This is a genomic window from Streptomyces sp. NPDC051219, assembly GCF_040682335.1.
Classification (GTDB): domain Bacteria; phylum Actinomycetota; class Actinomycetes; order Streptomycetales; family Streptomycetaceae; genus Streptomyces.
In genome coordinates, this window is record NZ_JBFBAS010000004.1 from 249947 (window position 1) to 274182 (window position 24236).

Genomic DNA, 24236 nt, shown 5'->3' on the forward strand with positions numbered 1-24236 from the left:
CCGCGCGTGACGTCCTGCGAGTGACGTCCTGCGAACTAGACATGCGAAGCGCCGGTGGAGTTGCGCGGAAGTGACGGGGAATTTCAGCGCTGCGCGGCGGCCGGCACCAGCTGTCGCCGAGCCCGGGCGCAGCGGGTGCCGTACAGGGTGATCGAGACGACGCCGAGGACGGCCAGCAGGCTGAGCACCACCGTGGCCTCCCAGCCGCCGGCGTGGAAGGCGACCGCGCCCAGCGTGCCGCCCGCGCTGGAGCCCAGGTAGTACGCCGACTGGTAGAGGGCGGAGGCCTGCGCGCGGCCGGTCTTCGCCGTACGGCTGACGGACGAGGAGGCGACCGCGTGGCCGGCGAAGAATCCGGCGGTGATCAGCACCAGGCCCAGCAGCACGGCGGCCAGCACATCGGCGAGCGAGAGCAGCAGACCGGCGGCGGTGGTGGCGACCGCGAGGTAAAGGGCGCCGCGGCGGCCGGCGCGGGCGACCAGCTTCCCGGCCGCGGCCGAGGAGGCCGTGCCGACCAGGTAGACCAGGAAGACCGAGCCCACGATGCCCTGCGGCAGCGAGAACGGCTCCTCCACGAGCCGGTAGCCGATCACCGTGTACACGGCGCCGAACACAGTCATGAACAGCGCGCCGATCGCGTACAGCCGGCACAGCAGCGGGTCGGCCAGATGACCGCGTACCGTCCAGGCCAGCGCGCGCGGGCTCAGCGACCCCGGCGTGAAGTGCCGGGCGCGGGGAAGCAGCAGCCGGAAGACCACCGCGCACAGCACGGCCAGCAGTCCGACCGCCGCCAGCGCGGCACGCCAGCCCCATGCCTGGGCCACCCACCCGGTCAGCACCCGCCCGCTCATGCCGCCGATGCTGTTGCCCGCCACGAACAGGCCGATCGCGGCGACCAGCGCCTTGGGCCGCACTTCCTCCGCGAGGTACGCCATCGCGGACGCCGGCAGTCCGGCGAGCGCCGCGCCCTGTACGGCGCGCAGCGCGACCAGCCAGCCGAGGTCCGGCGCGAACGGCACCAGCATCCCGACCACGACCGCGATCGTCAGTGACACCGTCATCATCCGGCTGCGCCCGAACCGCTCGGAGAGTGCGCTCAGCGGCAGGACGCACAGCGCCAGCGCGCCCGTCGCGGCGGACACGGTCCAGCTGGCCTGTCCGGCGGTCACCGCGAAGTCGGCGGAGACGGCGGGGAGCAGGGCCTGCGTGGAGTAGAGGAGGGCGAAGGCCGCGACCCCGGCGGCGAAGAGCGCGAAGCTCATCCGGCGGTAGCCGGTCACGCCCGGGGCGAGCAGCGGTGAGTCGGGGGACGGCGCGGCGGAGGCACCCACGGTGGTGGGTGCCTCGGTACTGGCAGGAGGCATACGTCGAAGGTAGGCCGCGCGGTTTTATGCGTCCAATGCATGGAACGGCGATAATCGTTCCCATGGTGCATGATCACAGCTCAGAGGCGCGCGTGTCACTGAGTAGTTACGAAGAAGACATTGTCGCGGTCCTTGCGCCGCGCCTGGCGTACTTCGCCGGAGTCGCCCGCCACGAGCACGTCACCCGGGCCGCGCAGGAGATGTCCGTACCGCAGTCGACGCTCTCCCGGGCGATGGTCAGGCTCGAACAGGACCTCGGCGTCGACCTGTTCGCCCGGCACGGCCGCACGGTCTCGCTGACGCCCGCCGGCCGGACCTTCCTGAAGTCCGTGCAGCGGGCGCTCGCCGAGGTGGAGAGAGCCGCCGAGACGGTACGCGCGGACGCCGACCCGGCGGCCGGCAAGGTCGCCTTCGGGTTTCTGCACACCATGGGCTCGGAGACCGTCCCGGGCCTGATCCGCGCGTTCCGCGTCGACCACCCGAGGGTCCGCTTCCAGCTCGTCCAGAACTACGGCGAGGCCATGCTCGAACGCCTCCGGGCAGGAGACCTCGACCTCTGTCTGACCTCACCCGTCCCGGACGCGCCCGACCTCGTGGCCCGCCGCCTGGACGAGCAGCGGCTGCGTCTGGTCGTCCCCGACGACCACCGGCTCGCCACGCGCAAGCGTGTCCGGCTGGCGGAGGCCGCCGACGAGACGTTCGTGACCCTGGAGCCGGGGTACGGCCTGCGGCGCATCACCGACGACCTGTGCGCCGAGGCCGGCTTCAAACCGCGGATCGCGTTCGAGGGCGAGGAGGCGGAGACCCTGCGCGGCCTGGTGGCGGCGGGCCTGGGCGTGGCGCTTCTGCCCCCGCCGGCGGTGGCCCGCCCGGGAGTCGTCGAGCTGACGGTGACGGCCCCCCGGGCGGTACGGGAGATCGGCGTGGCCTGGCTGGACGGCCATCCGGACACCGCCCCGGTGGCGGCCTTCAAACACTTCCTGCTCTCTCGCCGCGGCCACCTGCTGCCGGAATGACCGGGGCGGGCGGCACTCCCGTCCGTCAGCCCCGCAGCGAGCGGCCGAACCCGCCCGCCAGTGGCATCCGCAGCCCGAGCGGCGGCGGCGCGGCCAGCGCGTCCGCGACGGGACGCGAGTACGAGCGGGAGTAGACCGCGCCGAGCACGAAGTCGGCGGCCAGCGCGAGGACTTCGCTGCGGTGCTGGTACAGGCTGTGGCCGTCGGAGTGGACTTCGAAGCGGCAGATGTCCCGGTTGCTCTTCTTGGCGCGCTGGGCCAGCCGGTAGGAGAGTTCGGGGTCGGTACGGGCGTCGTTGGTGCCGTGCACGATGAGGACGTGACGGTCGGCGAGCTGTTTCACCGGTTCGGGGGAGGCGGCGACATCGTCCTCCGGCAGCCAAGGGGCGAGGGCCAGAACCGAGTTGACGGCCGGATGGCCGGCGGCGTGCAGCGCGGCCCGGCCGCCCATGTCGTATCCGGCGAGGCAGACGGGCACGTCCCCGTACCGCCGTACGACCTCGTCCGCCGCCCACTCCGCGTCCCGGGCGAGGTGCGCCGCGGGGCCGTTCCAGCCGCGCGAGCGGTAGCGCACGACGTGGGCGGCGAGGCCTTCGGAGCTGCCCGCGCGAGCCAGGGCGCGCGCCATCGGGCGTACGAAGGCGTGCGAGAGAGCGGAGGGACGGCGGGTCGATTCGGGCTCGCCACCCGGGAGCAGCAGGACCACGCCGGTGACAGTGGAGCCGGTGCCGGCCGCGCTGATCGTCCGCCCCAGACGGGCCCCGCGCGCCGACGGCGCAAGCTGTGCCATGACAGAACAGTCTCAGAATCAGAGGTGTACTCCACCCGTCCGAAGGGTCACCGTTACGTATCGACGACGGCGCTCTACGCGCGTAGGCGGTAGAGTGCCGAGATGACGAGCGAGACCCCGAACCTCCCCACCGCGGACCAGATCCGCCGTTCCCCCAAGGTGCTGCTGCACGACCACCTCGACGGCGGGCTGCGCCCCGGCACGATTGTCGACCTGGCCCGCGCGACGGGCTACGAAGGACTCCCCGAGACCGATGCCGACAAGCTCGGCATCTGGTTCCGCGAAGCCGCCGACTCCGGGTCGCTGGAGCGCTACCTGGAGACCTTCGCGCACACCTGCGCCGTCATGCAGACCCGCGACGCGCTCTTCCGGGTCGCGGCCGAGTGTGCCGAGGACCTCGCCGAGGACGGTGTCGTCTACGCCGAGGTGCGATACGCCCCCGAGCAGCACCTGGAAGCCGGCCTGAGTCTCGAAGAGGTCGTCGAGGCCGTCAACGAGGGCTTCCGCGAAGGCGAGCGCCGGGCCAAGGCGAACGGCCACCGCATCCGCGTCGGCGCGCTCCTGACCGCGATGCGGCACGCCGCCCGCGCGCTGGAGATCGCCGAACTCGCCAACGGCTACCGCGACAACGGCGTGGTCGGCTTCGACATCGCGGGTGCCGAGGCCGGCTTCCCGCCCACCCGGCACCTCGACGCGTTCGAGTACCTCAAGCGGGAGAACAACCACTTCACCATCCACGCGGGCGAGGCCTTCGGCCTGCCGTCGATCTGGCAGGCGCTGCAGTGGTGCGGCGCCGACCGCCTCGGGCACGGCGTGAAGATCATCGACGACATCGAGGTCGCCGCCGACGGCAGTGTCAAGCTCGGCCGCCTCGCCTCGTACGTACGCGACAAGCGCATCCCCCTGGAGATGTGCCCGAGTTCCAACCTGCAGACGGGTGCGGCGGCCTCGTACGCCGAGCACCCGATCGGCCTGCTGCGCAAGCTGCACTTCCGGGCCACCGTGAACACCGACAACCGGTTGATGAGCGGCACCAGCATGAGCCGCGAGTTCGAGCACCTGGTCGACGCCTTCGGCTACACGCTCGACGACATGCAGTGGTTCACCGTCAATGCGATGAAGTCCGCGTTCATTCCTTTCGACGAACGACTCGCGATGATCAATGACGTGATCAAGCCCGGCTACGCCGAGCTGAAGTCCGAATGGCTGTTCAGGCAGACCGCCTCGACCAGCGGTTCTGTCACCGCTCAGGGCTGAGCCTCACGCAGGACCAGCGGCCGGGAACGTCAATTCCCGGCCGCTTTCGCGTTTTGCGGGCCGTGCTCGCGGCTGGCTACGTTGCGGAGCCGCTCAAATTCCCCGTCGCAAGGACCAGATTCGATGAAGCAGTCAGCTGCCAAGACCCTCGGTGTCGCCGCTCTCGGTGCCGCCTTCGCCGCAGCCGCCGCCGGTACCGCCTCCGCCGCTCCCGCCCCGGCCCTGCCGGACGTGACCGGCCTCGTGGGCGGCGTCACCTCGACGCTGCCCGCGAAGACCGCCAACCTTCCCACCGATGAAGCCCTCGGCAAGGGCACCGACCCCGTGAAGAGCCTGCTGGGCGGTGTGCCGCTGGCCGGTGGCCTGACCGGCTGAGCTGTTCCGCGTTCGTACCAAGTGCGGTGGGGCGTGCACCTCGTCAAGGTGTACGCCCTGCCGCGTTGTGTGCCAGGATCGCCGCCTCGAGCAGGGGCAGACACACGGGGTGTGAGGTTTCCGACCATGCGCGTGAAGAGAACCGGAGTGGCCGCACTTCTCACCGTGCCCGCACTGCTGCTCACCGCCTGCAGCGGCGGCCCGAGCGGCAGAGCCGGCGAGAACAAAGGCGGCGCGAGCAGCGCCGCCGCCTTCGCTCCACTGGAGAAGGCGGCACTGGAGCGGTCCGATCTGCCCGGCTACCAGGTCTCCAAGGAGGGCAAGGACCCGTCCGCTCCTGACGGGCAGCCCCGGGCCGACAAGAAGGAGTGCCAGCCGCTCGCCGACATCATGGGCGACCAGCCGGACCCGGCCGCGCGTGCGACCGTCAACCGGGGGCTGGGCTCGCAGAAGCAGCTGGGCCTCGCCATCTCCGCCTCGCTCAGTTCGTACGACGAGCCCGCCGCGAAGAAAGTCATCTCCCGGCTCGAGTCGGCGGTGGCGGTGTGCGGTTCGGGCTTCACCGCCACGGTGCAGAAGCAGACCGGTACGTACACGGCCGTCAGGGCCACGGACTTCGACGTCGCGGGCGACGAGTCGGTCAGCTACACCCTCTCGGCCTCCGCCCAGGGTGTCTCGGCGCCCCTGCACCTGGTCATCGTCCGTCAGAAGTCGACCATCGTGCGGCTGATGGCCATCGACGTGGCGGCCAAGCAGAAGCCGCGAGTGCCGCACGAGGTCGCGGACAAGCAGCTCGCGAAGGTCTCCAGGACCCTCGGCTGACTACCACGCGGCGGTGGCGGTCTTCTCGGACGGCAGCAGCGCCCACAGGGCGATGTAGACCAGGAACTGTGGCCCCGGCAGCAGGCACGAGACCAGGAAGATCACGCGCATCGTGGTCGCGGAGGTGCCGAAGCGCCTGGCCAGCGCTGCGCACACTCCGCCGATCACGCGTCCGTCGCGGGGGCGAACAAGGGCGGTCATGGTGGGCTCCTCACAGGCTTCGCGAGAGCCGCTCGGTGTGCTCCCGATGCCTCAATACTGGCGTCGCGAAGCGGGCAAAGCATCGCTCCACGGGGCGATCCCGACCCTGGGAATCGTCGGGGTGGCCCCCTGAGACGACTCCCCCCGTGGGACGGCGGCCGCCGGGTGCCGGTGCTGCCTGCGGCGGAGCCTGACCCGCATCGCGGGTACGACGGCCACATGGGCCAGAGCCACTCCGGCGGTGTTCAGCAGCAGCGAGTCCACGTCGACGACCTGCCCCGGCACCCCGGTCTGCAGCAGTTCGATGCCGAGCGAGATCAGAGCGCCTGCGGCGACGGTTCGGGCCAGCGAAGCCAGCGGAGAGACGTTGAGCCTCCCTCCCGCCAGCGGGAGCAGCACCCCGAGCGGGGCCAGCAGCAGCAGCCCTTCACCGATGCGGCGCGCGGCCTCCAGCGGCCCGTAGGCGAGGTCGGCCTTGATCCCGGCCAGCGGCGTCAGATTCGCCGCGGTCATCCACGGCACATCCAGGGGGCGCAGCGTCAGCCACCCGACCATCACCAGATGCGCGAGGAGGAGTACGACTCCCGCCGCACGGAAGCGGATGACGGCATTGCCGTCCGAAGCACGCTGCACGCACCCCAAGACGCCTCCACCGGCACGATCGGTTCCGCCTCTTGGGCCGCGGGGGTGGTGTGATGCGTGCCGCTCGGGTGAGCGTCAGGACGGGGTGGGGCGGACCACTTCGCCCAGAGTGGGGACGGCCTCGGGACGTGCGCGGAGGGACTCCGTACACTCCCACTCCCGCGGCGGGTCCTCGTCCGGGCCGCCCAGCACCACCGGGCCGCCGGCGCCGACGGCCTCGCTGCCCGCCAGGGTGCAGACGATCTGCGCCAGGGCGAGGGGCGGCAGGTCCTCGGGGTGGCGGCTGAGCCGCAGCGTCTCCTTCGGGTCGCCGGGCCGGCGGGCCGGGGCGACCGTCAGACCGTCCGGTACCTCGGTGGTGAACCCCGCGTCCCGCTCGGCGGAGGACGGTGCCCGCTTCAGCTCGCCCAGGAGCACCTGCGCGACCGCCGCCGGCCTGTTGCCGGGCTTGTTCTCGGCGAGCGGTACTACCCGCCGCACCGCCACCAGCTGTGAGCCGCAGACCAGTTGCACCTCGACCCGGACGCCGTCCACGGCCTGTGCGCCGCTGTCCTCCGGCGGGCTGTCGCAGGACACGCGGGAGGGCGCCGGCCCGGCGTCGACGGGTACCGACGTGGCCCGGATCCCGCAGCCCGTGAGCCCGCTGCCGGCCAACAGCAGCAGGCATGCCAGCCTCAGCCGCGTCCTCATCGCACACCGCCTTCCCCGGTCAGGCCCGACGTGTCCATGGGCAGCCGCAGAACGAACACCGCGCCGCCCTCGGGCGAGTTCGACGCCGTGATGTCGCCGCCGTGGATGTGCGCGTTCTCCATGGCGATCGACAGACCGAGTCCGCTGCCGTCGGACCTCGGCCGGGACGCGCTCGCCTTGTAGAAGCGGTCGAAGACGTGCGGCAGGACGTCCTCGGGGATACCCGGACCGTGGTCCCGTACCTCGATGACCAACTCGTTCTCCAGTGTCCGTACGGACACCCGGACCGGTGAGCCGCCGTGCTTGAGGGCGTTGCCGATCAGGTTCGCCAGGATCACGTCGAGCCGGCGCGGATCGAGAGGCGCCACGATCCCGCGCTCCGCGTCCAGTTCGACCGCGTCCAGCCACGCGCGCGCGTCGATACAGGCGGTCACCTGGTCGGCGACGTCGACCTCGTCGAGCACCAGCCGGGCCGTACCCGCGTCGAAGCGGGTGACCTCCATCAGGTTCTCCACCAGGTCGTTCAGCCTGCGGGTCTCGCTCACCACCAGGTTCACCGCGGGGGCGATCATCGGGTCGAGACCCTCGACCTCCTCCTCCAGCACCTCCGTCACGGCGGTCAGCGCGGTGAGCGGAGTGCGCAGCTCGTGCGACATGTCGGCGACGAAGCGGCGGCTCGACTCCTCCCGCGCGCTCATGTCCGCGACCTTCTTCTCCAGCGCTTCCGCGGTCCGGTTGAACGTGCGCGAGAGATCGGCGAGTTCGTCCGTCCCGGACACATGCAGCCTGGTGTCCAGCTGCCCCTCGCCGAGCCGCCGGGCCGCGTCGCCGAGCCGCTGCACCGGCTTCAGCACGGTCGTGGCGGCGGCCTGCGCGAGCAGCGCCGACCCCAGCAGCGCGAGTGCGGTGGCGATCCCGAGGGACCAGGCGAGCGAGTTGAGGTCGTCGCGCTCCTGGGCCAGCGACTTGAGCATGTAGCCCGTCGGGCCGCCGCCGATGATCCGCGTGCCGGCCACCAGGTACGGGTCGCCCCTCGGCTTCGTCCGCTGCCAGTACACGTGGTACTCGACATCGTTGCCCGCGGTGACCTCCTGCCGGTCGTCCACGGCCTCCCGCAGGGACGCGGGCACGTCTTCGAGGGTGAACGAATCCAGGTCGGACGAGCCGATGACGGTCCGCCCGCCGGCCTGCTCGTCCACCAGCAGCACACTGTAGCCGGGGCTGCTGTTCGCCATCAGCTCGGCGGTCCGCTTGAGCTCCTCAGGCGTCGGGTCCTTCGGCAGCGCGGCGGCCCGGTTCTGCATCTCCTGCTTGAAGTCGCCCAGCGCGGCGTCCTGGGTACGGGTCAGGACCGCTTCGCGGTTGAGCCAGTACGCGATGCCGGACGCGGAGACCGCGGCGGTGAGCGCCACCAGAGCGAAGACGACGACGAGACGGAGCCGCAGGCTCGTCCAGCGCAGTCCGGCGATCGCTTTCCTCACTTCGTCGGTCCGTTCGCCCCGCCGCGCCCGCGGCCGCTGTCACAGCCGCCCGCGCGGTGCGGAGGTGCGGCCGTCGCCGCCGTCCGCCCGCCCGCGGCCGCCCGTGCGTCGCTCACGAGGGCGAATCCAGCCGGTAGCCCACCCCGCGCACCGTACGGATCAGCGTCGGGGACGACGGTACGTCCTCCACCTTCGCCCGCAGACGCTGGACACAGGCGTCCACCAGACGCGAGTCGCCCAAGTAGTCGTGCTCCCACACCAGTCGCAGCAACTGCTGCCGTGACAGCGCCTGTCCGGGCCTGCGGCTGAGTTCCAGCAGCAGCCGCAGCTCGGTCGGCGTGAGCTGCAGGTCCTCCCCGTTCTTCGTGACGGTCATCGCCGAGCGGTCGATCACCAGGGAACCGAAGCTCGCCGAGTCGCTGGCCTCGCGCTCACCGCGCCGGAGTACGGCACGGATCCGGGCGTCGAGGACACGTCCCTGCACAGGTTTGACCACGTAGTCGTCGGCACCGGACTCCAGTCCGACCACCACGTCGATGTCGTCGTTGCGCGCGGTGAGCAGGATGATCGGCAGCTGATCCGTGCGCCTGATGCGCCGGCACACCTCGAAACCGTCGATCCCGGGCAGCATCACATCCAGCACGATCAGGTCCGGCCGCTGCTCGCGCAGCAGCTGCAGGCCGTCCTCGCCCGTCGCCGCGGTGGCCACACGGTGGCCCTGGCGGGACAGGGAGAGTTCGAGGGCCGTGCGGATGGCGTCGTCGTCCTCGATCAGCAACAGGAAAGGCACGGAGGTCATTCTGTCCCATGGGGGCGGCGGAGTTCGACAAGTCGCACCGCTCCCCTCGCTCCGTACCCGGAGCGGAACGGCCTGTGACCCTCCCCGACCGGAACGGCCTGTGCCTCCCGGCTGTGCGCCTCGCCCGTCGCGCCGAAGTCCCTGTGACGCGCCTGTGACAGTCGGCGGACACCGTCATGAAACTGCCCGGGCAGTCTTTCTGGCACAAGGACCGAAGCAGACTCCACGACGGGGGGCGCGAGATGAACACACTGCAAGGCACCACCACCAGCGCAGTTGTCACGCGGCTCCACGACGTCACGCGGAGCGCCGAGAAGTCCGGTGCCGTGAGCGGGCGGGGGTGCGCTCGCGGCATCGGGCGTCAGCGGCAGGCCTACATGGTCGCCGTTGACGCACCTGTGGGGCCCGCGGCGGTGGCCGAGGGGAACGGGGCCGAGGGGAACGCGTACCGGGAGGCAGAGGGGGAGCGGCCGTCCCCGTCCGTGGCGTCGGACGCCGAAGCGGCGTTCACCGCCTACGTACAGGAACGCCGTGCCTCCCTGTACGCGACCGCCTACCACCTGACCGGCGACCGCTTCGAGGCGGAGGACCTGCTGCAGAGCGCGCTCTTCTCGACGTACCGGGCCTGGGACCGGATCAGCGACAAGGCCGCGGTCGGCGGCTATCTGCGCCGCACGATGACGAACCTGCACATCAGCGCCTGGCGCCGGCGCAAGCTCAACGAGTACCCGACCGAGGAACTGCCGGAGACGGCGGGCGACACCGACGCGATGCGCGGCACCGAACTGCGCGCTGTGCTCTGGCAGGCGCTCGCCCGACTGCCGGAACTGCAGCGCACGATGCTGGTTCTGCGCTACTACGAGGGCCGTACGGACCCGGAGATCGCGGAAATCCTGGACATCAGTGTCGGCACGGTGAAGTCGAGCATCTGGCGGTCGCTCCGCCGGCTGCGCGAGGACGACGTCCTCAGCTTCGGCCGTGACGAGGAGGAGTCCTTCGGCGAGCTGGTGGCCTGAGGGAACGGGGGTCCTGCCTCTCGGGGGAGGGGCAGGAAGCACGGGGGCACGGGGGAGAGCGGGATCAGGCGGCCGGGGGGGCCGCCCGGTCCCGCTCTCATGTGTGCCCGCCTCACGTATGCACCGGGCCGGCGGCGCTGCCGCCGACGAGATCGCCCCGGCAGGCCTACAGGGCGGCCGTGCGCGCTGTGACGCGACGGCCCGCCGCTGCGGCCGCGAGCCTGCCCAGTGCCTCGTCCTTGCCGCACGGGTGCGCGCCGAGCGCCGTGTGCCGCTCCACGATGCCGCGCTCCGCGCGCATCAGCCGCCATCCTCGACGCAGCAGGAACGGTACGGACTTGCGGCCCTCGCGCAGATCGCGCAACAGCCGTCGGCGGAACGTGGTCGAAGGCCGGCCGCGCAGACAGATCGCGTCCGCGAGGACGCCGAGCTCCTGGCAGCGCCCCACGATGTCCGCCGCGAAGATCCCCTCCGCGATGAAGAGAGGCGTGCGGGCGATGTCCAGCGCCTCCCGGCTCACGCGCGCGCTGGTGGCGATGTCGTAGACGGGCACGGTCGTACGGCCCGTACGGCACAGCTCCTCGACCGCCGCGACGGCGGCGTCCGCGTCCCAGGACAGCGGAGAGTCCCAGTCGATGTCCGGGCTGCCCGCGACCTGCGGAAGGGTGCGGTCGTGCCCCTCCTTGTAGAAGTCGTCCAGGCGCAGCACCGGCAGGCCCGAGCGGGCGGCCAGCGACGATTTTCCGGATCCGGAGGGACCCGCGAGCAGCACGACTCGGGTGGGTGCAGGGGAAGAGCTCACGGGACACCAGTGTGAGGCATTGACCCGTGAAGGGGACCCCCTGGGCAGGACGTTGGTATTGAGCGTCACACCTCAACTACGCTGAGTGCGCAATTGATTACCCTCCAGGCAGGAATCCCATGGCACGTCACACAGCTCCCAAGTCCCGGCGGCTCGTTCTGCTGCGCGCAGGTCTGACCGTGGCGGCGGCCGCCGCGGCTCTCGGTACGAGCGGGGCCGCCCACGCGGCGCCGGCCGCCCCGGTGGGTCAGGACCTGCTCGACGACGGCCGGGGCCACGCCCTTACCGGTGTGGTCGCGAAGTCGGTCGCCGGCGTCGGCGAGCTCAAGAGCCTCCAGCTCAACCCGCTGGCCAATACCGGGGTCGACCCGCTCGCCAACGGTGTCGGAACGCAGGTGGCCGACTTCAAGCCGGTCTCCACGGAAGCGGCCACCGGACCGCTGGCCGCCGGCGCCTCGCTCGAGGACCTCCCGGTGGCCGGCCCCGTCTCCGGGGCACTGCCGCTCTGAGCCCGGGCATGGTTGAGCCCCCGCCGCGTCGCGCGGCGGGGGCTCAACCATGAGCGTGTCAGTAAGCGGATCCGGACGCGCCCAGGGAGCCCGTCGGGTGCCACACCGTCTTCGTCTCCAGGAAGGCGGTCAGGCGGTGCGTGCCGGGGTCGGCCGACCAGTCCACAGGCTGTGGACGAAGAACCCGCTTCAGGTTGTCCGCTGCGGCGATCTCCAGCTCCTTGGCCAGCACGTCGTCCGCACCCGTGAGGTCGATCGCGTTGACGTCCTGGTGCGCGGCGAGCGGACCGGCGATCTCCGCGGTGCGGCCGGAGAGGACGTTGACGACGCCGCCGGGCAGGTCGGACGTGGCCAGCACCTCACCCAGCGACAGGGCCGGGAGCGGGGAGTTCTCCGACGCGATCACGACGACCGTGTTACCGGTGGCGATCACCGGGGCGATCACCGAGACCAGCCCGAGGAAGGACGACTCCTGCGGGGCGAGGACGGTCACCACACCGGTCGGCTCCGGGGTGGAGAGGTTGAAGTAAGGGCCCGCGACCGGGTTGGCCCCGCCTACGACCTGGGCGACCTTGTCGGTCCAGCCCGCGTACCAGACCCACCGGTCGATCGCCGCGTCGACGAGCGCGGCCGCCTTCGACCTGGACAGGCCTTCCGCCTCGGCCACTTCGCGGACGAACTGGTCCCGGCGGCCCTCCAGCATCTCCGCGATGCGGTAGAGGATCTGACCGCGGTTGTACGCGGTCGCGCCCGACCAGCCACCGAACGCCTTGCGGGCCGCCACGACCGCGTCACGCGCGTCCTTGCGGGACGAGAGCGGCGCGTTGGCCAGCCAGTTGCCCTTGGAGTCCGTCACCTCGTACACCCGGCCGCTCTCGCTCCGGGGGAACTTGCCCCCGACGTACAGCTTGTAGGTCTTGAAGACACTGAGACGCGTCGCGTCAGCCGTGCTCATGAGCGCTCCCCCTTCGGGGTCGACGGGGCGAGGTAGGCCTCCAGGCCGTGGCGGCCGCCTTCGCGGCCGAAGCCCGACTCCTTGTAGCCGCCGAAGGGCGAGGTCGGGTCGAACTTGTTGAACGTGTTGGCCCAGACGACGCCCGCCCGGAGCTTGCTCGCGACCGCGAGGATGCGGGAGCCCTTCTCTGTCCAGATGCCGGCGGAGAGGCCGTACTGGCTGTTGTTGGCCTTCGCGACGGCCTCGTCGGGTGTGCGGAAGGTCAGAACCGACAGCACCGGGCCGAAGATCTCGTCACGCGCGATCGTGTGCGCCTGGGTGACGTTCGTGAAGAGCGTCGGAGCGAACCAGTAGCCGGAGGACGGCAGCTCGCACGGCGCGGACCAGCGCTCGGCGCCCTCGGCCTCGCCGGTCGCGGTGAGTTCCGTGATCCGGGCCAGCTGCTCGGCGGAGTTGATCGCGCCGATGTCCGTGTTCTTGTCCAGCGGGTCGCCGAGGCGCAGCGTGGAGAGCCGACGCTTGAGCGAGTCCAGCAGTTCGTCCTGGATCGACTCCTGGACGAGAAGGCGGGAGCCCGCGCAGCAGACCTGGCCCTGGTTGAAGAAGATGCCGCCGACAACGCCCTCGACGGCCTGGTCGATGGGGGCGTCGTCGAACACGATGTTCGCGCCCTTGCCGCCCAGTTCGAGGGTGACCTTCTTGTCCGTACCGGCGATCTGGCGGGCGATGGCCTTGCCGACCGCGGTCGAGCCGGTGAAGGCGACCTTGTCGACGTCCGGGTGCTCGACGAGAGCCGCACCCGCGTCGCCGTACCCGGTGAGGATGTTGACGACGCCCTTGGGCAGACCGGCCTGTCGGCAGATGTCCGCGAAGAACAGGGCGGACAGAGGGGTCGTCTCGGCCGGCTTCAGCACGACGGTGTTGCCGGCGGCCAGCGCGGGAGCGATCTTCCACGCCAGCATCAGCAGCGGGAAGTTCCACGGGATGACCTGGCCGGCGACGCCGAGCGGCCGCGGGTTCGGGCCGTATCCGGCGTGGTCGAGCTTGTCCGCCCAGCCCGCGTAGTAGAAGAAGTGCGCCGCGACCAGCGGGAGGTCCGCGTCGCGGGTCTCCTTGATCGGCTTGCCGTTGTCGAGGGTCTCCAGGACGGCCAGCTCGCGCGAGCGCTCCTGGATGATCCGCGCGATGCGGAACAGGTACTTGCCGCGCTCGGAGCCGGGCAGCGCCGACCACTTCCCGAACGCCTTGCGGGCGGCCTGCACGGCCCGGTCCACGTCCGCGGCGCCCGCCTGGGCGACCTCGGAGAGGACCTCTTCGCTGGAGGGGGAGACGGTCTTGAAGACCTTGCCGTCGGCCGCCTCGGTGAACTCGCCGTCGATGAAGAGCCCGTAGGAGGGCGCGATGTCGACGATCGACCGCGACTCGGGAGCCGGTGCGTATTCGAACGTCTGCTTGTCCATGGTCATGGGTGTCAGTCCACCGTCACGTAGTCGGGACCGGAGTAACGGCCGGTGCTCAGCTTCTGGCGCTGCATCAGCAGGTCGTTGAGCAGGCTGGAGGCGCCGAAGCGGAACCACTCGTTGCTGAGCCAGTCCTGGCCCGCCGTCTCGTTGACGAGGACGAGGAACTTGACCGCGTCCTTGGTGTTCCGGATGCCGCCGGCCGGCTTCACACCCACCTGAATCCCAGTCTGCGCCCGGAAGTCGCGTACGGCCTCCAGCATCAGCAGAGTGTTCGCGGGGGTGGCGTTGACACCGACCTTGCCGGTCGAGGTCTTGATGAAGTCGGCGCCCGCCAGCATGCCGATCCAGGAGGCGCGGCGGATGTTGTCGTACGTCGACAGCTCCCCGGTCTCGAAGATCACCTTGAGCCGGGCCGCTGTGCCGTCGGGGCGGACGCACTCGGCCTTGACGGCCTGGATGAGCTCGAAGACCTCGAGGTAGCGGCCGGCCAGGAAAGCGCCACGGTCGATGACCATGTCGATCTCGTCGGCCCCGGCGGCAACGGCGTCACGGGTGTCCGCGAGCTTCACCGGCAGCGCCGCGCGGCCCGCCGGGAACGCGGTTGCGACCGAGGCGACCTTGATGTCCGTCCCGGTCAGGGCAGCCTTTGCGGTGGCCACCATGTCCGGGTAGACGCAGATGGCGGCCGTGCGCGGGGTCGTACGATCGGTCGGGTCGGGATTGGCGCCCTTGGCGCAGAGCGCCCGGACCTTGCCCGGGGTGTCCGCGCCTTCGAGCGTGGTCAGGTCGATCATCGAGATGGCCAGGTCGATGGCGTACGCCTTCGCCGTGGTCTTGATCGAGCGGGTGCCGAGGGACGCGGCGCGCGCTTCGAGGCCGACGGTGTCTACGCCGGGCAGCCCGTGGAGGAAGCGGCGCAGCGCACTGTCGGACGCGGTCACGTCAGCGATTGCGGGAACTGTGGTGGGCATGGTCACCACATGAGCATATCTACGCGCGTAGCAACTGTCACCCCCCGCCCTCGAATCCGGTGGCCGGGGCGCGGGCGGCGCGGCTCCCCGGCGCCGCCCCGGGCGGCTCCCGGCCCGATCCCGCGCGTGAGGCAGAATCGGGCTCATGACGAGCCCGAGCCCGAGCCCCCAGCAGCCCGAAGAACCGGCGGCAGGCTACGCCGACCGCGTGTACCGCTCCCCCGGGTCCCTCGCCGGAGGCGTCCTGCTGCTCGCGCTCGCCGCGTGGCTCGGCGGGGACGCGCTGCTCCGCGGCGAGGGCCGCACCCCGTGGCTCGCGCTGGCCGGGCTGCTGCTCGCCGTTCCGCTCGTGGTCGCCTTCACAGTGCGGCCGGCCGTCTTCGCCGGCGAGGACCGGCTCCGTATCCGCAACCCGTTCCGCACCATCACGCTCCCGTGGGCCTCGGTCGACGCGGTCCGGGCGGCCTACTCCAGCGAGGTGCTGGCCGGGGGGAAGAAGTACCAGCTGTGGGCGGTACCCGTCTCGCTGCGCGAGCGGAAGCGGGCCGCCCGGAAGCAGGCCCGGGCCGCGGGCGACGACCCGTACGGCAGGACGACCGCGACGGCCGACGTCGCCGACTCGGCGGCTCGCAGGGCGGCGGCGGACCGGACCGTGGAGGAGCTGAACGGGCTTGCCGAGCGCTGCGCCTCCCGCCCGACGGCGCAGGGCACCCCGGCGGTGCGCTGGGCGTACGAGATCATCGCGCCGAGCGTGGCCGGGGCGGTCCTGCTGGCGGTCCTGCTCGCCACCGGCTGAGGGCCCCTACGGCGCGCCCCGCCAGACCATGGCCATATAGCCCCCGAAGTACACCGAGGACAGCGCCGCCGCGCCCAGCACCACCAGTGCGACGTGACCCCGGGCCCGGGCGACGCCCAGGGCCAGCGGCATCAGCAGGGGGAAGCCGGGCATCAGGAAGCGGGCGCGGGGGAAGTAGACGCCACCGCTGCCGAGGACGATCAGCAGCAGCACGCCGGTGAAGACCAGCAGGGGCAGCGGCTGGCGATCGGCGAGGGAGAGCAGGAAGAGTGCGGCGGAGGCGATCAGCACCACCGTGACGACCACCAGGAACAGCTGCGGCATGGACTCGTACGCGAGGTGCCGCCGCATCGCGCGCAAGGTGTCCCTGCCGCCGTCCCACTCGTTGAACCAGAGCTTCTGTACGGCGAAGTAGCCGTCCCATCGGCCGACCCGCAAGCCCACCCAGCCGACGTAGCCGAGCCAGCCCAGCGGCGCGAGCAGCCCGCCCGCCACGATCGCGGCCGGTACCGAGCGCTCGGTACGCCAGCGGCGCCACACCACCACGGCCGCCGTCACGGACACCGCCGCCGCGACCGCGATCCCGGTGGGCCGGGTCAGTCCGGCCAGCGCGGCGAGGGCGCCGGCCCACAGCCAGCGGCCGGTCAGCACCGCGTACAGGGACCAGGCGGCCAGCGCGGTGAACAACGACTCGGTGTAGCCCATCCACTGGACCAGCGCCACGGGCAGCGAGCCCCACAGCAGCGCGAGCACGGTGCCGGCCCGGCGGCCGTAGAGCCGCTCGCCGACCGCGAAGACGCCCCACACGGCGAGCAGCGAGCAGCCGACGGCGACGAGCAGCCCGATCGTGGCACGCGAGCCCGGGGTGACACCGGCGACGGACTTCACCAGCACGGGGTAGAGCGGGAAGAAGGCCAGGTTGTTGGAGTTGTACGCGGTGCCCAGCGCATCGTCGTAGCCCTGCGCGGCGATGCCCAGGTACCAGTCGGAGTCCCAGGAGGTGGCCAGCGTCGTCCACAGGCCGTGGTTTTTGAGGTGGGCCCACTTGGCGACGACGAGCACCCCGAGGAGCCGGATCGTGACATAGCCGGCCAGCGCGGGCGCCGCGCTGCGCAGAGAGCGCAGCACCCGGCCCCTGGTACGTGATGCTCCCGCCCGCGGCAGGGAGGGGCGCCTCCTGGAGGCGGGGACCGTACGGCGGTCGCGGGCCGGCGCCTGGGGGGACACCCGGGAATCGGTCGGGGGCACTGAGGCAGCTCCTGGACTCGGCGGACTCGGCGGGCTGGGCGGACACGCGGGCTGGGCGTGGGATACCGGGACACCCTTTCTCGGATGATCGGGAAAGGGTGGGTGCCGCTGCGTCGACTGCCGTACTGGATTCATCCGTACGGGTAGTGGCCGACGCAGACGGGCCCCAGGACCGGTCGGTCCTGGGGCCCGTCTGCTGTGCCGGTGTGCGTCAGATGCCGGCCGCCGCCGACAGGTCCGCCTTGATCCGGTCGAGGACTTGCGCGGCCCGGGCACGGGCCGGCTCCAGGTCGCCCGCCTCGGCGACCGGAACCACGACCTCCAGGTAGCACTTCAGCTTCGGCTCGGTGCCGCTCGGGCGGACGATCACCCGGGCGTCGAACTCACCGTCCAGGTAGTAGCGCAGGCCGTCCGTCGGCGGCAGTTTCGCGGTGCCCCGGCTGAGGTCCTCGGCCGTGGCGACACGGAGCCCGGCCAGCATGGCCGGCGGTCGCTCGCGCAGCCGGCGCATCGCGTCGGCGATCAGCGAGAGGTCCTGGACGCGGACGGAGAGCTGGTCCGTGGCGTGCAGGCCGTGGGTCATCGCCAGATCGTCCAGCAGATCGGTCAAGGTGCGGCCCTGCTCCTTCAGCTCCGAGGCCAGCTCGGCGACGAGCAGGGCGGCCGTGATGCCGTCCTTGTCGCGTACGCCCTCGGGGTCCACGCAGTAGCCGAGCGCCTCCTCGTAGCCGTACCGAAGCCCCTCCACGCGGGCGATCCACTTGAAGCCGGTCAGCGTCTCCTCGTACCCGACTCCGGCCGCCTCGGCGATCCGGCCGAGCAGCGAGGACGACACGATCGACGCGGCGAACGTGTTGTCCTCGCCCGACACACCCTTGTGCACCAGGTGCTCGGCGAGGAGCGCGCCGACCTCGTCGCCGCGCAGCATCCGCCAGCCGCCCTCGGCCGCCTCGTCGGGCACGGCAACGGCACAGCGGTCCGCGTCCGGGTCGTTGGCGATGACGAGGTCCGGGCCGGCGCGACGCGCGGTCGCGAAGGCCAGGTCCATCGCGCCCGGCTCCTCCGGATTGGGGAACGCGACCGTCGGGAAGTCCGGGTCCGGCTCGGCCTGCTCGGCGACCAGCACCGGCTCGGGGAAGCCCGCCCGGGCGAAGGCCGCCGTCAGGACGTCCTTGCCGACACCGTGCATGGCGGTGTAGACGACCCGCGCGGTGCGGGGGGACCCGTTGGTCAGTACGACGTCCGTACGCGCCAGATAGGCCTCCAGGACCTCTTCCCCGAGGACCTCCCAGCCGTTATCGGGCCGCGGTACGCCGGCCAGTGCGGTGACCGCCGCGATCTCGCCGGCGATCTCCGCGTCCGCGGGCGGAACGATCTGCGAGCCGTCACCGAGGTAGACCTTGTAGCCGTTGTCGCGCGGCGGGTTGTGGCTGGCGGTGACTTCGACTCCGGCGACCGCGCCCAGGTGCCTTATGGCGTACGCGAGGACGGGCGTCGGCAGTGGCCGCGGCAGCAGGGCGGCGCGCAACCCGGCGCCGGTCATCACGGCGGCGGTGTCACGGGCGAAGTCGGCCGACTTGTGCCGCGCGTCATAGCCGATGACGACGAGGCCGTCGGGCCCGGCTCCCGGGGAGACCGGCTGGTTCTTCAGGTATGCCGCGAGTCCGGCCGCCGCCCTGATGACGACGGACCGGTTCATCCGCATGGGCCCGGCCCCGAGCTCACCGCGCAGTCCGGCCGTCCCGAACTGCAGCGTGCCGGCGAACCGCTCGGCGAGCGCTGCGAGGTCCTGCGAGTCGATGAGCTTGGCGAGCTCCTCGCGGGTCTCCTCGTCCGGGTCCTCGGCCAGCCAGGTCCTGGCCCGCGCGATCAGGTCGTCCTGCACGGTTCTCCGCCTCTCGGTGTGTCACGATTCGCCCGCCTCCGGCGGCGGGTCGCTCCCGGCCCTCGCAGCCAGGGCCGGCTTCGCGCCGAGCCGGAGACCGGCCTCCATCAAAGCCTGCGCCCGCGCCGGCCTCAGGGCATGCGCTGCTGCCGCGCCGGCAGGGGACGGGACCCGCTCGGGCCCGTCCCGTACCGGCACGTGGCCTGCGCCTGCGCCTCGGCCGGGCTCAGCGTCTGCTGGGGCCTGCCCTTCTCAGAGCTTGCCCAGTACCTGCGTCAGCAGCGCGCCCATCCGGGCGGCCGAGTCGCGGCCCGCCTGCAGTACCTCTTCGTGGTTCAGCGGCTCGCCCGACAGGCCCGCCGCCAGATTGGTGACCAGGGAGATGCCGAGGACCTCGGCTCCTGCCTCACGGGCCGCGATGGCCTCGAGGACGGTGGACATGCCGACCAGGTCGCCGCCCATCACGCGGACCATGTTGATCTCGGCCGGAGTCTCGTAGTGCGGGCCGGGGAACTGCACGTACACGCCCTCTTCGAGCGTCGCGTCGACCTCCTTGCACAGCGCCCGCAGTCGCGGGGAGTACAGGTCGGTCAGGTCCACGAAGTTCGCGCCCACGATCGGCGAGGCGGCCGTCAGGTTGATGTGGTCGCTGATCAGGACCGGCTGACCGGGGCGCATGCCCGGGCGCAGCCCGCCGCAGCCGTTGGTGAGCACGACGGTCTTGCAGCCCGCGGCCACGGCGGTGCGGACCCCGTGGGCTACGGCGGCGACGCCGCGGCCTTCGTAGAAGTGCGTACGGCCCAGGAACAGCAGGGCGCGCTTTTCGCCGATCCGGTACGAGCGGATCTTGCCGCCGTGGCCCTCCACGGCGGGCGGCGGGAAGCCGGGCAGCTCGGTGACGGGGAACTCGACCTCGGGCGCGCCGAGCGCGTCGGAGGCGGGCGCCCAGCCGGAGCCCATCACGAGGGCGACGTCGTGGGTCTCGGCGCCGGTGAGCTCGCGCAGACGCGCGGCGGCGGCATCGGCGGCGGCGTAGGGGTCGCCCTGGATGTTGTCCGGAATAACAGATGCGTTCACGCCGACGAGGGTAACCGCTCAAGTCCTACGCGCGTAGATGGCCAGCTCACGATCTTGCGATCGTTGTCTTGTCGTTTCCGACGAAGAGCCGGTTCGCTCCGGGCCCGCCGCTGTCAGCAGGGGCGCTTGCGCAGCTCCATGACGTAGTCGTGAGGAGCGCCCGCCGACTCCGCCGCGTCCGCGACCTCGCCCAGATAGCGAGCGGAGGGCAGGCCGCCCTCGTAGCCGTTGAGGACGTACACCCAGGCGGCCTCCTCGCCGTCCAGGGTGTGGACCCGGACCCGCATCCGGCGGTAGATGTCGAGGCCGACACCCTCCCAGCGGTCCATGGAGTCCTCGTCCATCGGGGCGATGTCGTACAGCGCCACGAAGACCTGCGAGCGCGGCGCCTCCACGATCGTGGCGAGCGCGCCCTCCCAGCCCATCTGCTCTCCGCCGAAGGTCAGCCGCCAGTCGTTGAGCCACCCGGTGCCGCGCAACGGGGAGTGCGGGGCGCGGCGCGTCATCAGCCGCGCGTCGAGGTTGCCGGCGTACGCGGCGTAGAGCGACATGGTGACGAGGGTACGACAGTGACATTTGCGGCTCGGCCGCACGAGGCCACCGGGCCTGTCTCGCCCGGGTCGGGGTACCCGGGGCGAAGCACGTTGAAAGGTGCGGGACAATGGAGCACGTGACTCGGATCGTGATCATCGGTGGCGGACCCGGCGGATACGAGGCGGCCCTGGTTGGCGCCCAGCTCGGCGCGGAGGTGACCGTCGTCGACTGCGACGGTCTGGGCGGGGCGTCGGTGCTCACCGACTGCGTACCGTCGAAGACTCTTATCGCGACGGCCGAGGTGATGACGACCTTCGACTCTTCGTACGAGGAGTTGGGGATCGTCGTCGCCGACGACACGCCGCACATCGACCAGGCCGCGCGCGTCGTCGGCGTCGACCTGGGCAAAGTCAACCGAAGGGTCAAGCGCCTCGCGCTCGCCCAGTCCCACGACATCACCGCGTCCGTGACCCGCTCCGGTGCCCGGGTCATGCGCGGCCGTGGCCGGCTCGACGGCCGCCAGGCCGTGGACGGCTCCCGTACGGTCGTCGTCACCGCCGCCGACGGCACGGAGGAGCGGCTCACCGCCGACGCCGTGCTGATCGCGACCGGTGGACACCCGCGCGAGATCCCCGACGCGCAGCCGGACGGCGAGCGGATCCTGAACTGGACCCAGGTGTACGACCTCACCGAGCTCCCCGGGGAGCTCATCGTGGTCGGTTCGGGTGTCACCGGCGCCGAGTTCGCGGGCGCCTACCAGGCGCTGGGCTCCCGAGTGACCCTGGTCTCGTCGCGCGACCGGGTTCTGCCGGGTGAGGACCCGGACGCCGCCGCCGTCCTGGAGGACGTGTTCCGCCGCCGCGGGATGAACGTCATGTCCCGCTCCCGCGCCGAGTCCGCCAAGCGCGTGGGCGACCGGGTCGAGGTCACGCTCTCCGACGGCCGGGTCATCTCCGGTACGCACTGCCTGATGGCCGTCGGCGCGATCCCCAACTCGGCCGGCATGGGTCTGGAGGAGGCCGGCGTCCGGCTGAAGGACTCGGGCCACATCTGGACCGACAGGGTTTCGCGGACGTCCGCCCCCGGTGTGTACGCGGCCGGCGACGTCACCGGCATCTTCGCGCTCGCGTCGGTCGCGGCCATGCAGGGCCGGATCGCGATGTACCACTTCCTGGGTGACGCGGTCACGCCGCTCAACCTGAAGACCGTCTCGTCGAACGTCTTCACCGACCCCGAGATCGCCACGGTCGGCTACAGCCAGGCCGACGTGGACGCGGGCAAGATCGACGCCCGGGTGGTGAAGCTGCCTCTGCTGCGCAACCCGCGGGCCAAGATGCAGGGCATCCGGGACGGCTTCGTCAAGCTCTTCTGCCGGCCCGGCACCGGCATCGTGGTGGGCGGTGTGGTCGTCTCCCCGCGCGCCAGTGAACTCATCCACCCCATCTCGATCGCGGTGGACAACAACCTGACAGTGGAACAGATCGCCAACGCGTTCACCGTGTACCCGTCCCTGTCGGGCTCGATCGCCGAGGTGGCACGGCAGTTGCAGACCCGGAAGGCGGCGGGCGAGGCGTAGTCGTACGGCATAGGCGCCCGGCGTACGCCGCGTATACCACTCGTCACCCTTGCCTGCGAACAACTTCTGTAATTCGGCGCAAACTGCTGAAAGCAGACGGTCGTTGGGGTTACTGTCAGTTTCGTGTTCGCTGCAGAACGTCGCCAATTGATCCTCGAAATGGTGCGAGCCAACGGGGCTGTATCGCTCCGTGAGCTCGCCCGCGTCGTCCAGACCTCCGAAGTGACCGTCCGGCGGGACGTTCGGGCACTTGAGGCCGAAGGACTCCTCGACCGCCGGCACGGCGGTGCGGTACTGCCGGGCGGTTTCACGCGGGAGTCCGGCTTTCCGCAAAAGTCCCATCTCGCAACCGCGGAGAAGACCGCCATCGCCGACCTCGCGGCCGGACTCGTCGAAGAGGGCGAGGCCGTCGTCGTCGGCGCGGGTACCACCACGCAGGAGCTGGCCCGCCGGCTCGCGCGGGTGCCGGGTCTGACCGTCGTCACCAACTCCCTGCTGGTGGCGCAGGCATTGGCCCACGCCAACCGCGTCGAGGTCGTGATGACCGGCGGCACCCTGCGCGGCTCCAACTACGCGCTCGTGGGCAGCGGGGCCGAGCAGTCCCTCCAGGGGCTTCGGGTCTCCCGCGCCTTCCTCTCCGGGAGCGGCCTGACCGCCGAGCGCGGGCTGTCCACCTCCAACATGCTCTCGGCGAGTGTCGACCGGGCGCTGGTGCAGGCGGCGGCGGAGGTGGTGGTCCTCGCGGACCACACCAAGCTCGGTACCGACACCATGTTCCAGACGGTGCCGACGGATGTGATCACCCGGCTGGTCACCGACGAGCCTCCGCCCCACGACGAACGTGCGGCCACCGAACTGCAGGCCCTTGCCGATCAAGGGGTGCAGATCGCTGTCGCGGGCTCGGGTGGGGCGGGCACGGGCAGTGACACCGCCCCGACGGGAGGCCGGCCCCGCCGGGACATGCCGCTTCCGGGCCAGCGCCGCAGCCATGTAGCGGGCCCGGGCCCTCAACTGCGAAGCGCCGCCGCACTGGCGGAGCCTCCGCCGGGCGAGCGTGAACGCGCACGGGTGGCCGACCTCCGCCGCCGTTAGAGCGGCGAGGCCGCCGCCACGGCCCTTGCCCAACAGGTTCTACGCGACGTCCCGTCGCAGGCCTTTGAGGGTGAGCGTGAGCAGGCGGTCGGCCAGGTCCGGGTCGGCCGGGGTCTCCTCCACCGCCAAGGCGATCGCGTTGGTCAGCTGCATCAGGTCAGCGATGGACACGTCGGGCCGTACGGACCCCGACTCCTGGGCACGTACAAGGAGTTGGCGGCCCGCCTCGCGCATCGGCACGCTGCACGAGGACAGGGCCGAACTGTCATCGTTCGAGGCCGACATGAGGGCCCTCGCCAGCCCGCGGTACTCGCCCGCATGGGTGACGATGGCCCGCAGCCACTCCACGAGCGCCCGGCACGGCTCGGGGTCCTCCAGCAACTCGCGCGAGCGGGCGAGCAGAGCGGCCACCGCGTCCTCGAAGACCGCGCTCATCAGCGCGTGCCGGTTCGGGAAGTGCCGGTAGAGAGTGCCGATACCGACGCCCGCGCGGCGCGCGACATGTTCTAGCGAGGCATCCGTGCCGTGCTCCGCGAAGGCCGCGCGGGCCTCCTTGAGCAGTCGCGCGTAGTTGCGGCGCGCGTCGGCGCGCATCGGCCGTGCTGTGGTGCCGGTGGTCATCGCCGCTGCCGTCCTTCCCGTGGCTTCCCCGCGTGTGCCGTGCTTTCAGGATGCCACCGGCACGTGGTCGGGCCCGGGCCTGCCGGCCCCCGTACGACGAAAAGCCCCGCCCGGTACGGAACCGGGCGGGGCCTGCGCCTGACGTATGGCTGGGAGCCGTCAGTCCTTGATTTCGCAGATGGTGGCGCCGGAGGTGACGGAGGCGCCGACCTCGGCGGCCAGGCCCTTGATGGTGCCGGAGCGGTGGGCGTTGA

Annotated in this window: 25 protein-coding genes; 9 read left to right on the forward strand and 16 right to left on the reverse strand. The window is 71.5% G+C overall.

Translation table 11 applies throughout. The features are described from left to right. Positions 1-83: 83 nt before the first annotated feature. Complete coding sequence (locus AB0M62_RS08140) at positions 84-1364, reverse strand: MFS transporter (protein WP_366073268.1); 1281 nt, start codon at positions 1362-1364, stop codon at positions 84-86. A 62-nt stretch (positions 1365-1426) separates the two neighbouring features. Here AB0M62_RS08140 and AB0M62_RS08145 point away from each other — a divergent pair, with 62 nt between their 5' ends. Continuing rightward, positions 1427-2380, forward strand: a complete 954-nt coding sequence (locus AB0M62_RS08145) for a LysR family transcriptional regulator (RefSeq protein ID WP_366073269.1) — start codon at positions 1427-1429, stop codon at positions 2378-2380. Between the two features lie 25 nt (positions 2381-2405). Here AB0M62_RS08145 and AB0M62_RS08150 read toward each other — a convergent pair whose 3' ends face one another. Next, positions 2406-3170, reverse strand: a complete 765-nt coding sequence (locus AB0M62_RS08150) for an alpha/beta hydrolase (protein WP_366073270.1) — start codon at positions 3168-3170, stop codon at positions 2406-2408. 102 nt (positions 3171-3272) lie between these two features. On the opposite strand from AB0M62_RS08150, the gene AB0M62_RS08155 reads away from it, so the two are divergent. The 3 genes from AB0M62_RS08155 to AB0M62_RS08165 all read left to right on the forward strand — a co-directional run bounded on the left by AB0M62_RS08155 (position 3273) and on the right by AB0M62_RS08165 (position 5624). Next, the gene (locus tag AB0M62_RS08155; RefSeq protein ID WP_366073271.1) at positions 3273-4427 is read left to right on the forward strand and encodes an adenosine deaminase; all 1155 of its coding nucleotides are present in this window, start codon (positions 3273-3275) and stop codon (positions 4425-4427) included. Between the two features lie 123 nt (positions 4428-4550). Then, positions 4551-4802 (forward strand): hypothetical protein, encoded by a 252-nt coding sequence (locus AB0M62_RS08160; protein WP_366073272.1) that lies wholly within the window; start codon positions 4551-4553, stop codon positions 4800-4802. Positions 4803-4928: 126 nt separating this feature from the next. Further along, entirely contained in the window at positions 4929-5624 is a 696-nt protein-coding gene (locus AB0M62_RS08165) for a hypothetical protein (RefSeq protein WP_366073273.1), read from the forward strand. Here AB0M62_RS08165 and AB0M62_RS08170 read toward each other — a convergent pair whose 3' ends face one another. The 5 genes from AB0M62_RS08170 to afsQ1 all read right to left on the reverse strand — a co-directional run bounded on the left by AB0M62_RS08170 (position 5625) and on the right by afsQ1 (position 9428). After that, positions 5625-5825, reverse strand: a complete 201-nt coding sequence (locus AB0M62_RS08170; RefSeq protein ID WP_366073274.1) for a PspC domain-containing protein — start codon at positions 5823-5825, stop codon at positions 5625-5627. A gap of 51 nt (positions 5826-5876) precedes the next feature. Further along, a complete protein-coding gene (locus AB0M62_RS08175; protein WP_366073275.1) occupies positions 5877-6458 on the reverse strand; it encodes a VanZ family protein in 582 nt (193 codons plus the stop codon). Positions 6459-6542: 84 nt separating this feature from the next. Next, positions 6543-7157 (reverse strand): hypothetical protein, encoded by a 615-nt coding sequence (locus AB0M62_RS08180; protein ID WP_366073276.1) that lies wholly within the window; start codon positions 7155-7157, stop codon positions 6543-6545. Beyond that, the gene (locus AB0M62_RS08185) at positions 7154-8638 is read right to left on the reverse strand and encodes an ATP-binding protein (protein WP_366073278.1); all 1485 of its coding nucleotides are present in this window, start codon (positions 8636-8638) and stop codon (positions 7154-7156) included. Before AB0M62_RS08185 ends, AB0M62_RS08180 begins: the two co-directional genes overlap by 4 nt. Positions 8639-8750: 112 nt before the next feature. Further along, positions 8751-9428: a two-component system response regulator AfsQ1 gene (gene afsQ1, locus AB0M62_RS08190; RefSeq protein WP_366073279.1), complete on the reverse strand. Its 678-nt coding sequence runs from the start codon at positions 9426-9428 to the stop codon at positions 8751-8753. A 251-nt stretch (positions 9429-9679) separates the two neighbouring features. Here afsQ1 and AB0M62_RS08195 point away from each other — a divergent pair, with 251 nt between their 5' ends. Further along, positions 9680-10453: a SigE family RNA polymerase sigma factor gene (locus AB0M62_RS08195; RefSeq protein ID WP_366073280.1), complete on the forward strand. Its 774-nt coding sequence runs from the start codon at positions 9680-9682 to the stop codon at positions 10451-10453. A 166-nt stretch (positions 10454-10619) separates the two neighbouring features. Here AB0M62_RS08195 and AB0M62_RS08200 read toward each other — a convergent pair whose 3' ends face one another. Further along, a complete protein-coding gene (locus tag AB0M62_RS08200) occupies positions 10620-11324 on the reverse strand; it encodes a uridine kinase (RefSeq protein ID WP_366073281.1) in 705 nt (234 codons plus the stop codon). A gap of 50 nt (positions 11325-11374) precedes the next feature. Between AB0M62_RS08200 and AB0M62_RS08205 the strand changes: the two genes are divergently transcribed. After that, positions 11375-11764: a hypothetical protein gene (locus AB0M62_RS08205; protein WP_366073282.1), complete on the forward strand. Its 390-nt coding sequence runs from the start codon at positions 11375-11377 to the stop codon at positions 11762-11764. 58 nt (positions 11765-11822) lie between these two features. Here the strand turns inward: AB0M62_RS08205 and AB0M62_RS08210 are convergent, their stop codons facing one another. Genes AB0M62_RS08210 through deoC form a run of 3 tightly spaced genes read right to left on the reverse strand, consistent with a single transcriptional unit; the run spans position 11823 to position 15153 of the window. After that, positions 11823-12719, reverse strand: coding sequence for an aldehyde dehydrogenase family protein (locus AB0M62_RS08210; RefSeq protein WP_366073283.1), 897 nt, complete (start codon positions 12717-12719; stop codon positions 11823-11825). After that, positions 12716-14185, reverse strand: a complete 1470-nt coding sequence (locus AB0M62_RS08215; RefSeq protein WP_366073284.1) for an aldehyde dehydrogenase family protein — start codon at positions 14183-14185, stop codon at positions 12716-12718. The genes AB0M62_RS08210 and AB0M62_RS08215 overlap by 4 nt, the downstream gene beginning before the upstream one ends. Positions 14186-14190: 5 nt before the next feature. Then, positions 14191-15153, reverse strand: coding sequence for a deoxyribose-phosphate aldolase (gene deoC / locus AB0M62_RS08220; RefSeq protein WP_366073311.1), 963 nt, complete (start codon positions 15151-15153; stop codon positions 14191-14193). Positions 15154-15298: 145 nt separating this feature from the next. Here deoC and AB0M62_RS08225 point away from each other — a divergent pair, with 145 nt between their 5' ends. After that, positions 15299-15949, forward strand: a complete 651-nt coding sequence (locus AB0M62_RS08225; RefSeq protein WP_366073285.1) for a PH domain-containing protein — start codon at positions 15299-15301, stop codon at positions 15947-15949. Between the two features lie 6 nt (positions 15950-15955). On the opposite strand, the gene AB0M62_RS08230 is transcribed toward AB0M62_RS08225, so the two are convergent. From AB0M62_RS08230 to AB0M62_RS08245, 4 genes are all read right to left on the reverse strand, one after another. Beyond that, positions 15956-17113, reverse strand: a complete 1158-nt coding sequence (locus AB0M62_RS08230; RefSeq protein WP_366073312.1) for a glycosyltransferase family 39 protein — start codon at positions 17111-17113, stop codon at positions 15956-15958. 295 nt (positions 17114-17408) lie between these two features. Next, positions 17409-19082, reverse strand: a complete 1674-nt coding sequence (locus tag AB0M62_RS08235; protein ID WP_366073286.1) for a phospho-sugar mutase — start codon at positions 19080-19082, stop codon at positions 17409-17411. Between the two features lie 252 nt (positions 19083-19334). After that, on the reverse strand, positions 19335-20159 hold the full coding sequence (locus AB0M62_RS08240) for a purine-nucleoside phosphorylase (RefSeq protein WP_366073287.1): 825 nt from the start codon (positions 20157-20159) through the stop codon (positions 19335-19337). Positions 20160-20272: 113 nt separating this feature from the next. Next, positions 20273-20710, reverse strand: a complete 438-nt coding sequence (locus AB0M62_RS08245) for a gamma-glutamylcyclotransferase (protein WP_366073288.1) — start codon at positions 20708-20710, stop codon at positions 20273-20275. A gap of 119 nt (positions 20711-20829) precedes the next feature. On the opposite strand from AB0M62_RS08245, the gene AB0M62_RS08250 reads away from it, so the two are divergent. Next, positions 20830-22269 carry an NAD(P)H-quinone dehydrogenase gene (locus AB0M62_RS08250; RefSeq protein WP_366073313.1) on the forward strand — a complete coding sequence of 480 codons (1440 nt, stop codon included), beginning with the start codon at positions 20830-20832 and terminating at the stop codon, positions 22267-22269. 123 nt (positions 22270-22392) lie between these two features. Next, positions 22393-23361, forward strand: a complete 969-nt coding sequence (locus tag AB0M62_RS08255; protein ID WP_366073289.1) for a DeoR/GlpR family DNA-binding transcription regulator — start codon at positions 22393-22395, stop codon at positions 23359-23361. Between the two features lie 39 nt (positions 23362-23400). Here the strand turns inward: AB0M62_RS08255 and AB0M62_RS08260 are convergent, their stop codons facing one another. Further along, positions 23401-23982 carry a TetR/AcrR family transcriptional regulator gene (locus AB0M62_RS08260; protein WP_366073290.1) on the reverse strand — a complete coding sequence of 194 codons (582 nt, stop codon included), beginning with the start codon at positions 23980-23982 and terminating at the stop codon, positions 23401-23403. Between the last annotated feature and the right edge of the window lie 254 nt (positions 23983-24236).

Bases quoted from the DNA above. Each gene is read 5' to 3' on its own strand.
- AB0M62_RS08140 (WP_366073268.1), bottom strand. From the start codon at position 1,364: ATGCCTCCTGCCAGTACCGAGGCACCCACCACCGTGGGTGCCTCCGCC.
- AB0M62_RS08145 (WP_366073269.1), top strand. From the start codon at position 1,427: ATGGTGCATGATCACAGCTCAGAGGCGCGCGTGTCACTGAGTAGTTAC.
- AB0M62_RS08150 (WP_366073270.1), bottom strand. From the start codon at position 3,170: ATGGCACAGCTTGCGCCGTCGGCGCGCGGGGCCCGTCTGGGGCGGACG.
- AB0M62_RS08155 (WP_366073271.1), top strand. From the start codon at position 3,273: ATGACGAGCGAGACCCCGAACCTCCCCACCGCGGACCAGATCCGCCGT.
- AB0M62_RS08160 (WP_366073272.1), top strand. From the start codon at position 4,551: ATGAAGCAGTCAGCTGCCAAGACCCTCGGTGTCGCCGCTCTCGGTGCC.
- AB0M62_RS08165 (WP_366073273.1), top strand. From the start codon at position 4,929: ATGCGCGTGAAGAGAACCGGAGTGGCCGCACTTCTCACCGTGCCCGCA.
- AB0M62_RS08170 (WP_366073274.1), bottom strand. From the start codon at position 5,825: ATGACCGCCCTTGTTCGCCCCCGCGACGGACGCGTGATCGGCGGAGTG.
- AB0M62_RS08180 (WP_366073276.1), bottom strand. From the start codon at position 7,157: ATGAGGACGCGGCTGAGGCTGGCATGCCTGCTGCTGTTGGCCGGCAGC.
- AB0M62_RS08195 (WP_366073280.1), top strand. From the start codon at position 9,680: ATGAACACACTGCAAGGCACCACCACCAGCGCAGTTGTCACGCGGCTC.
- AB0M62_RS08205 (WP_366073282.1), top strand. From the start codon at position 11,375: ATGGCACGTCACACAGCTCCCAAGTCCCGGCGGCTCGTTCTGCTGCGC.
- AB0M62_RS08210 (WP_366073283.1), bottom strand. From the start codon at position 12,719: ATGAGCACGGCTGACGCGACGCGTCTCAGTGTCTTCAAGACCTACAAG.
- AB0M62_RS08215 (WP_366073284.1), bottom strand. From the start codon at position 14,185: ATGACCATGGACAAGCAGACGTTCGAATACGCACCGGCTCCCGAGTCG.
- deoC (WP_366073311.1), bottom strand. From the start codon at position 15,153: ATGCCCACCACAGTTCCCGCAATCGCTGACGTGACCGCGTCCGACAGT.
- AB0M62_RS08225 (WP_366073285.1), top strand. From the start codon at position 15,299: ATGACGAGCCCGAGCCCGAGCCCCCAGCAGCCCGAAGAACCGGCGGCA.
- AB0M62_RS08245 (WP_366073288.1), bottom strand. From the start codon at position 20,710: ATGTCGCTCTACGCCGCGTACGCCGGCAACCTCGACGCGCGGCTGATG.
- AB0M62_RS08260 (WP_366073290.1), bottom strand. From the start codon at position 23,982: ATGACCACCGGCACCACAGCACGGCCGATGCGCGCCGACGCGCGCCGC.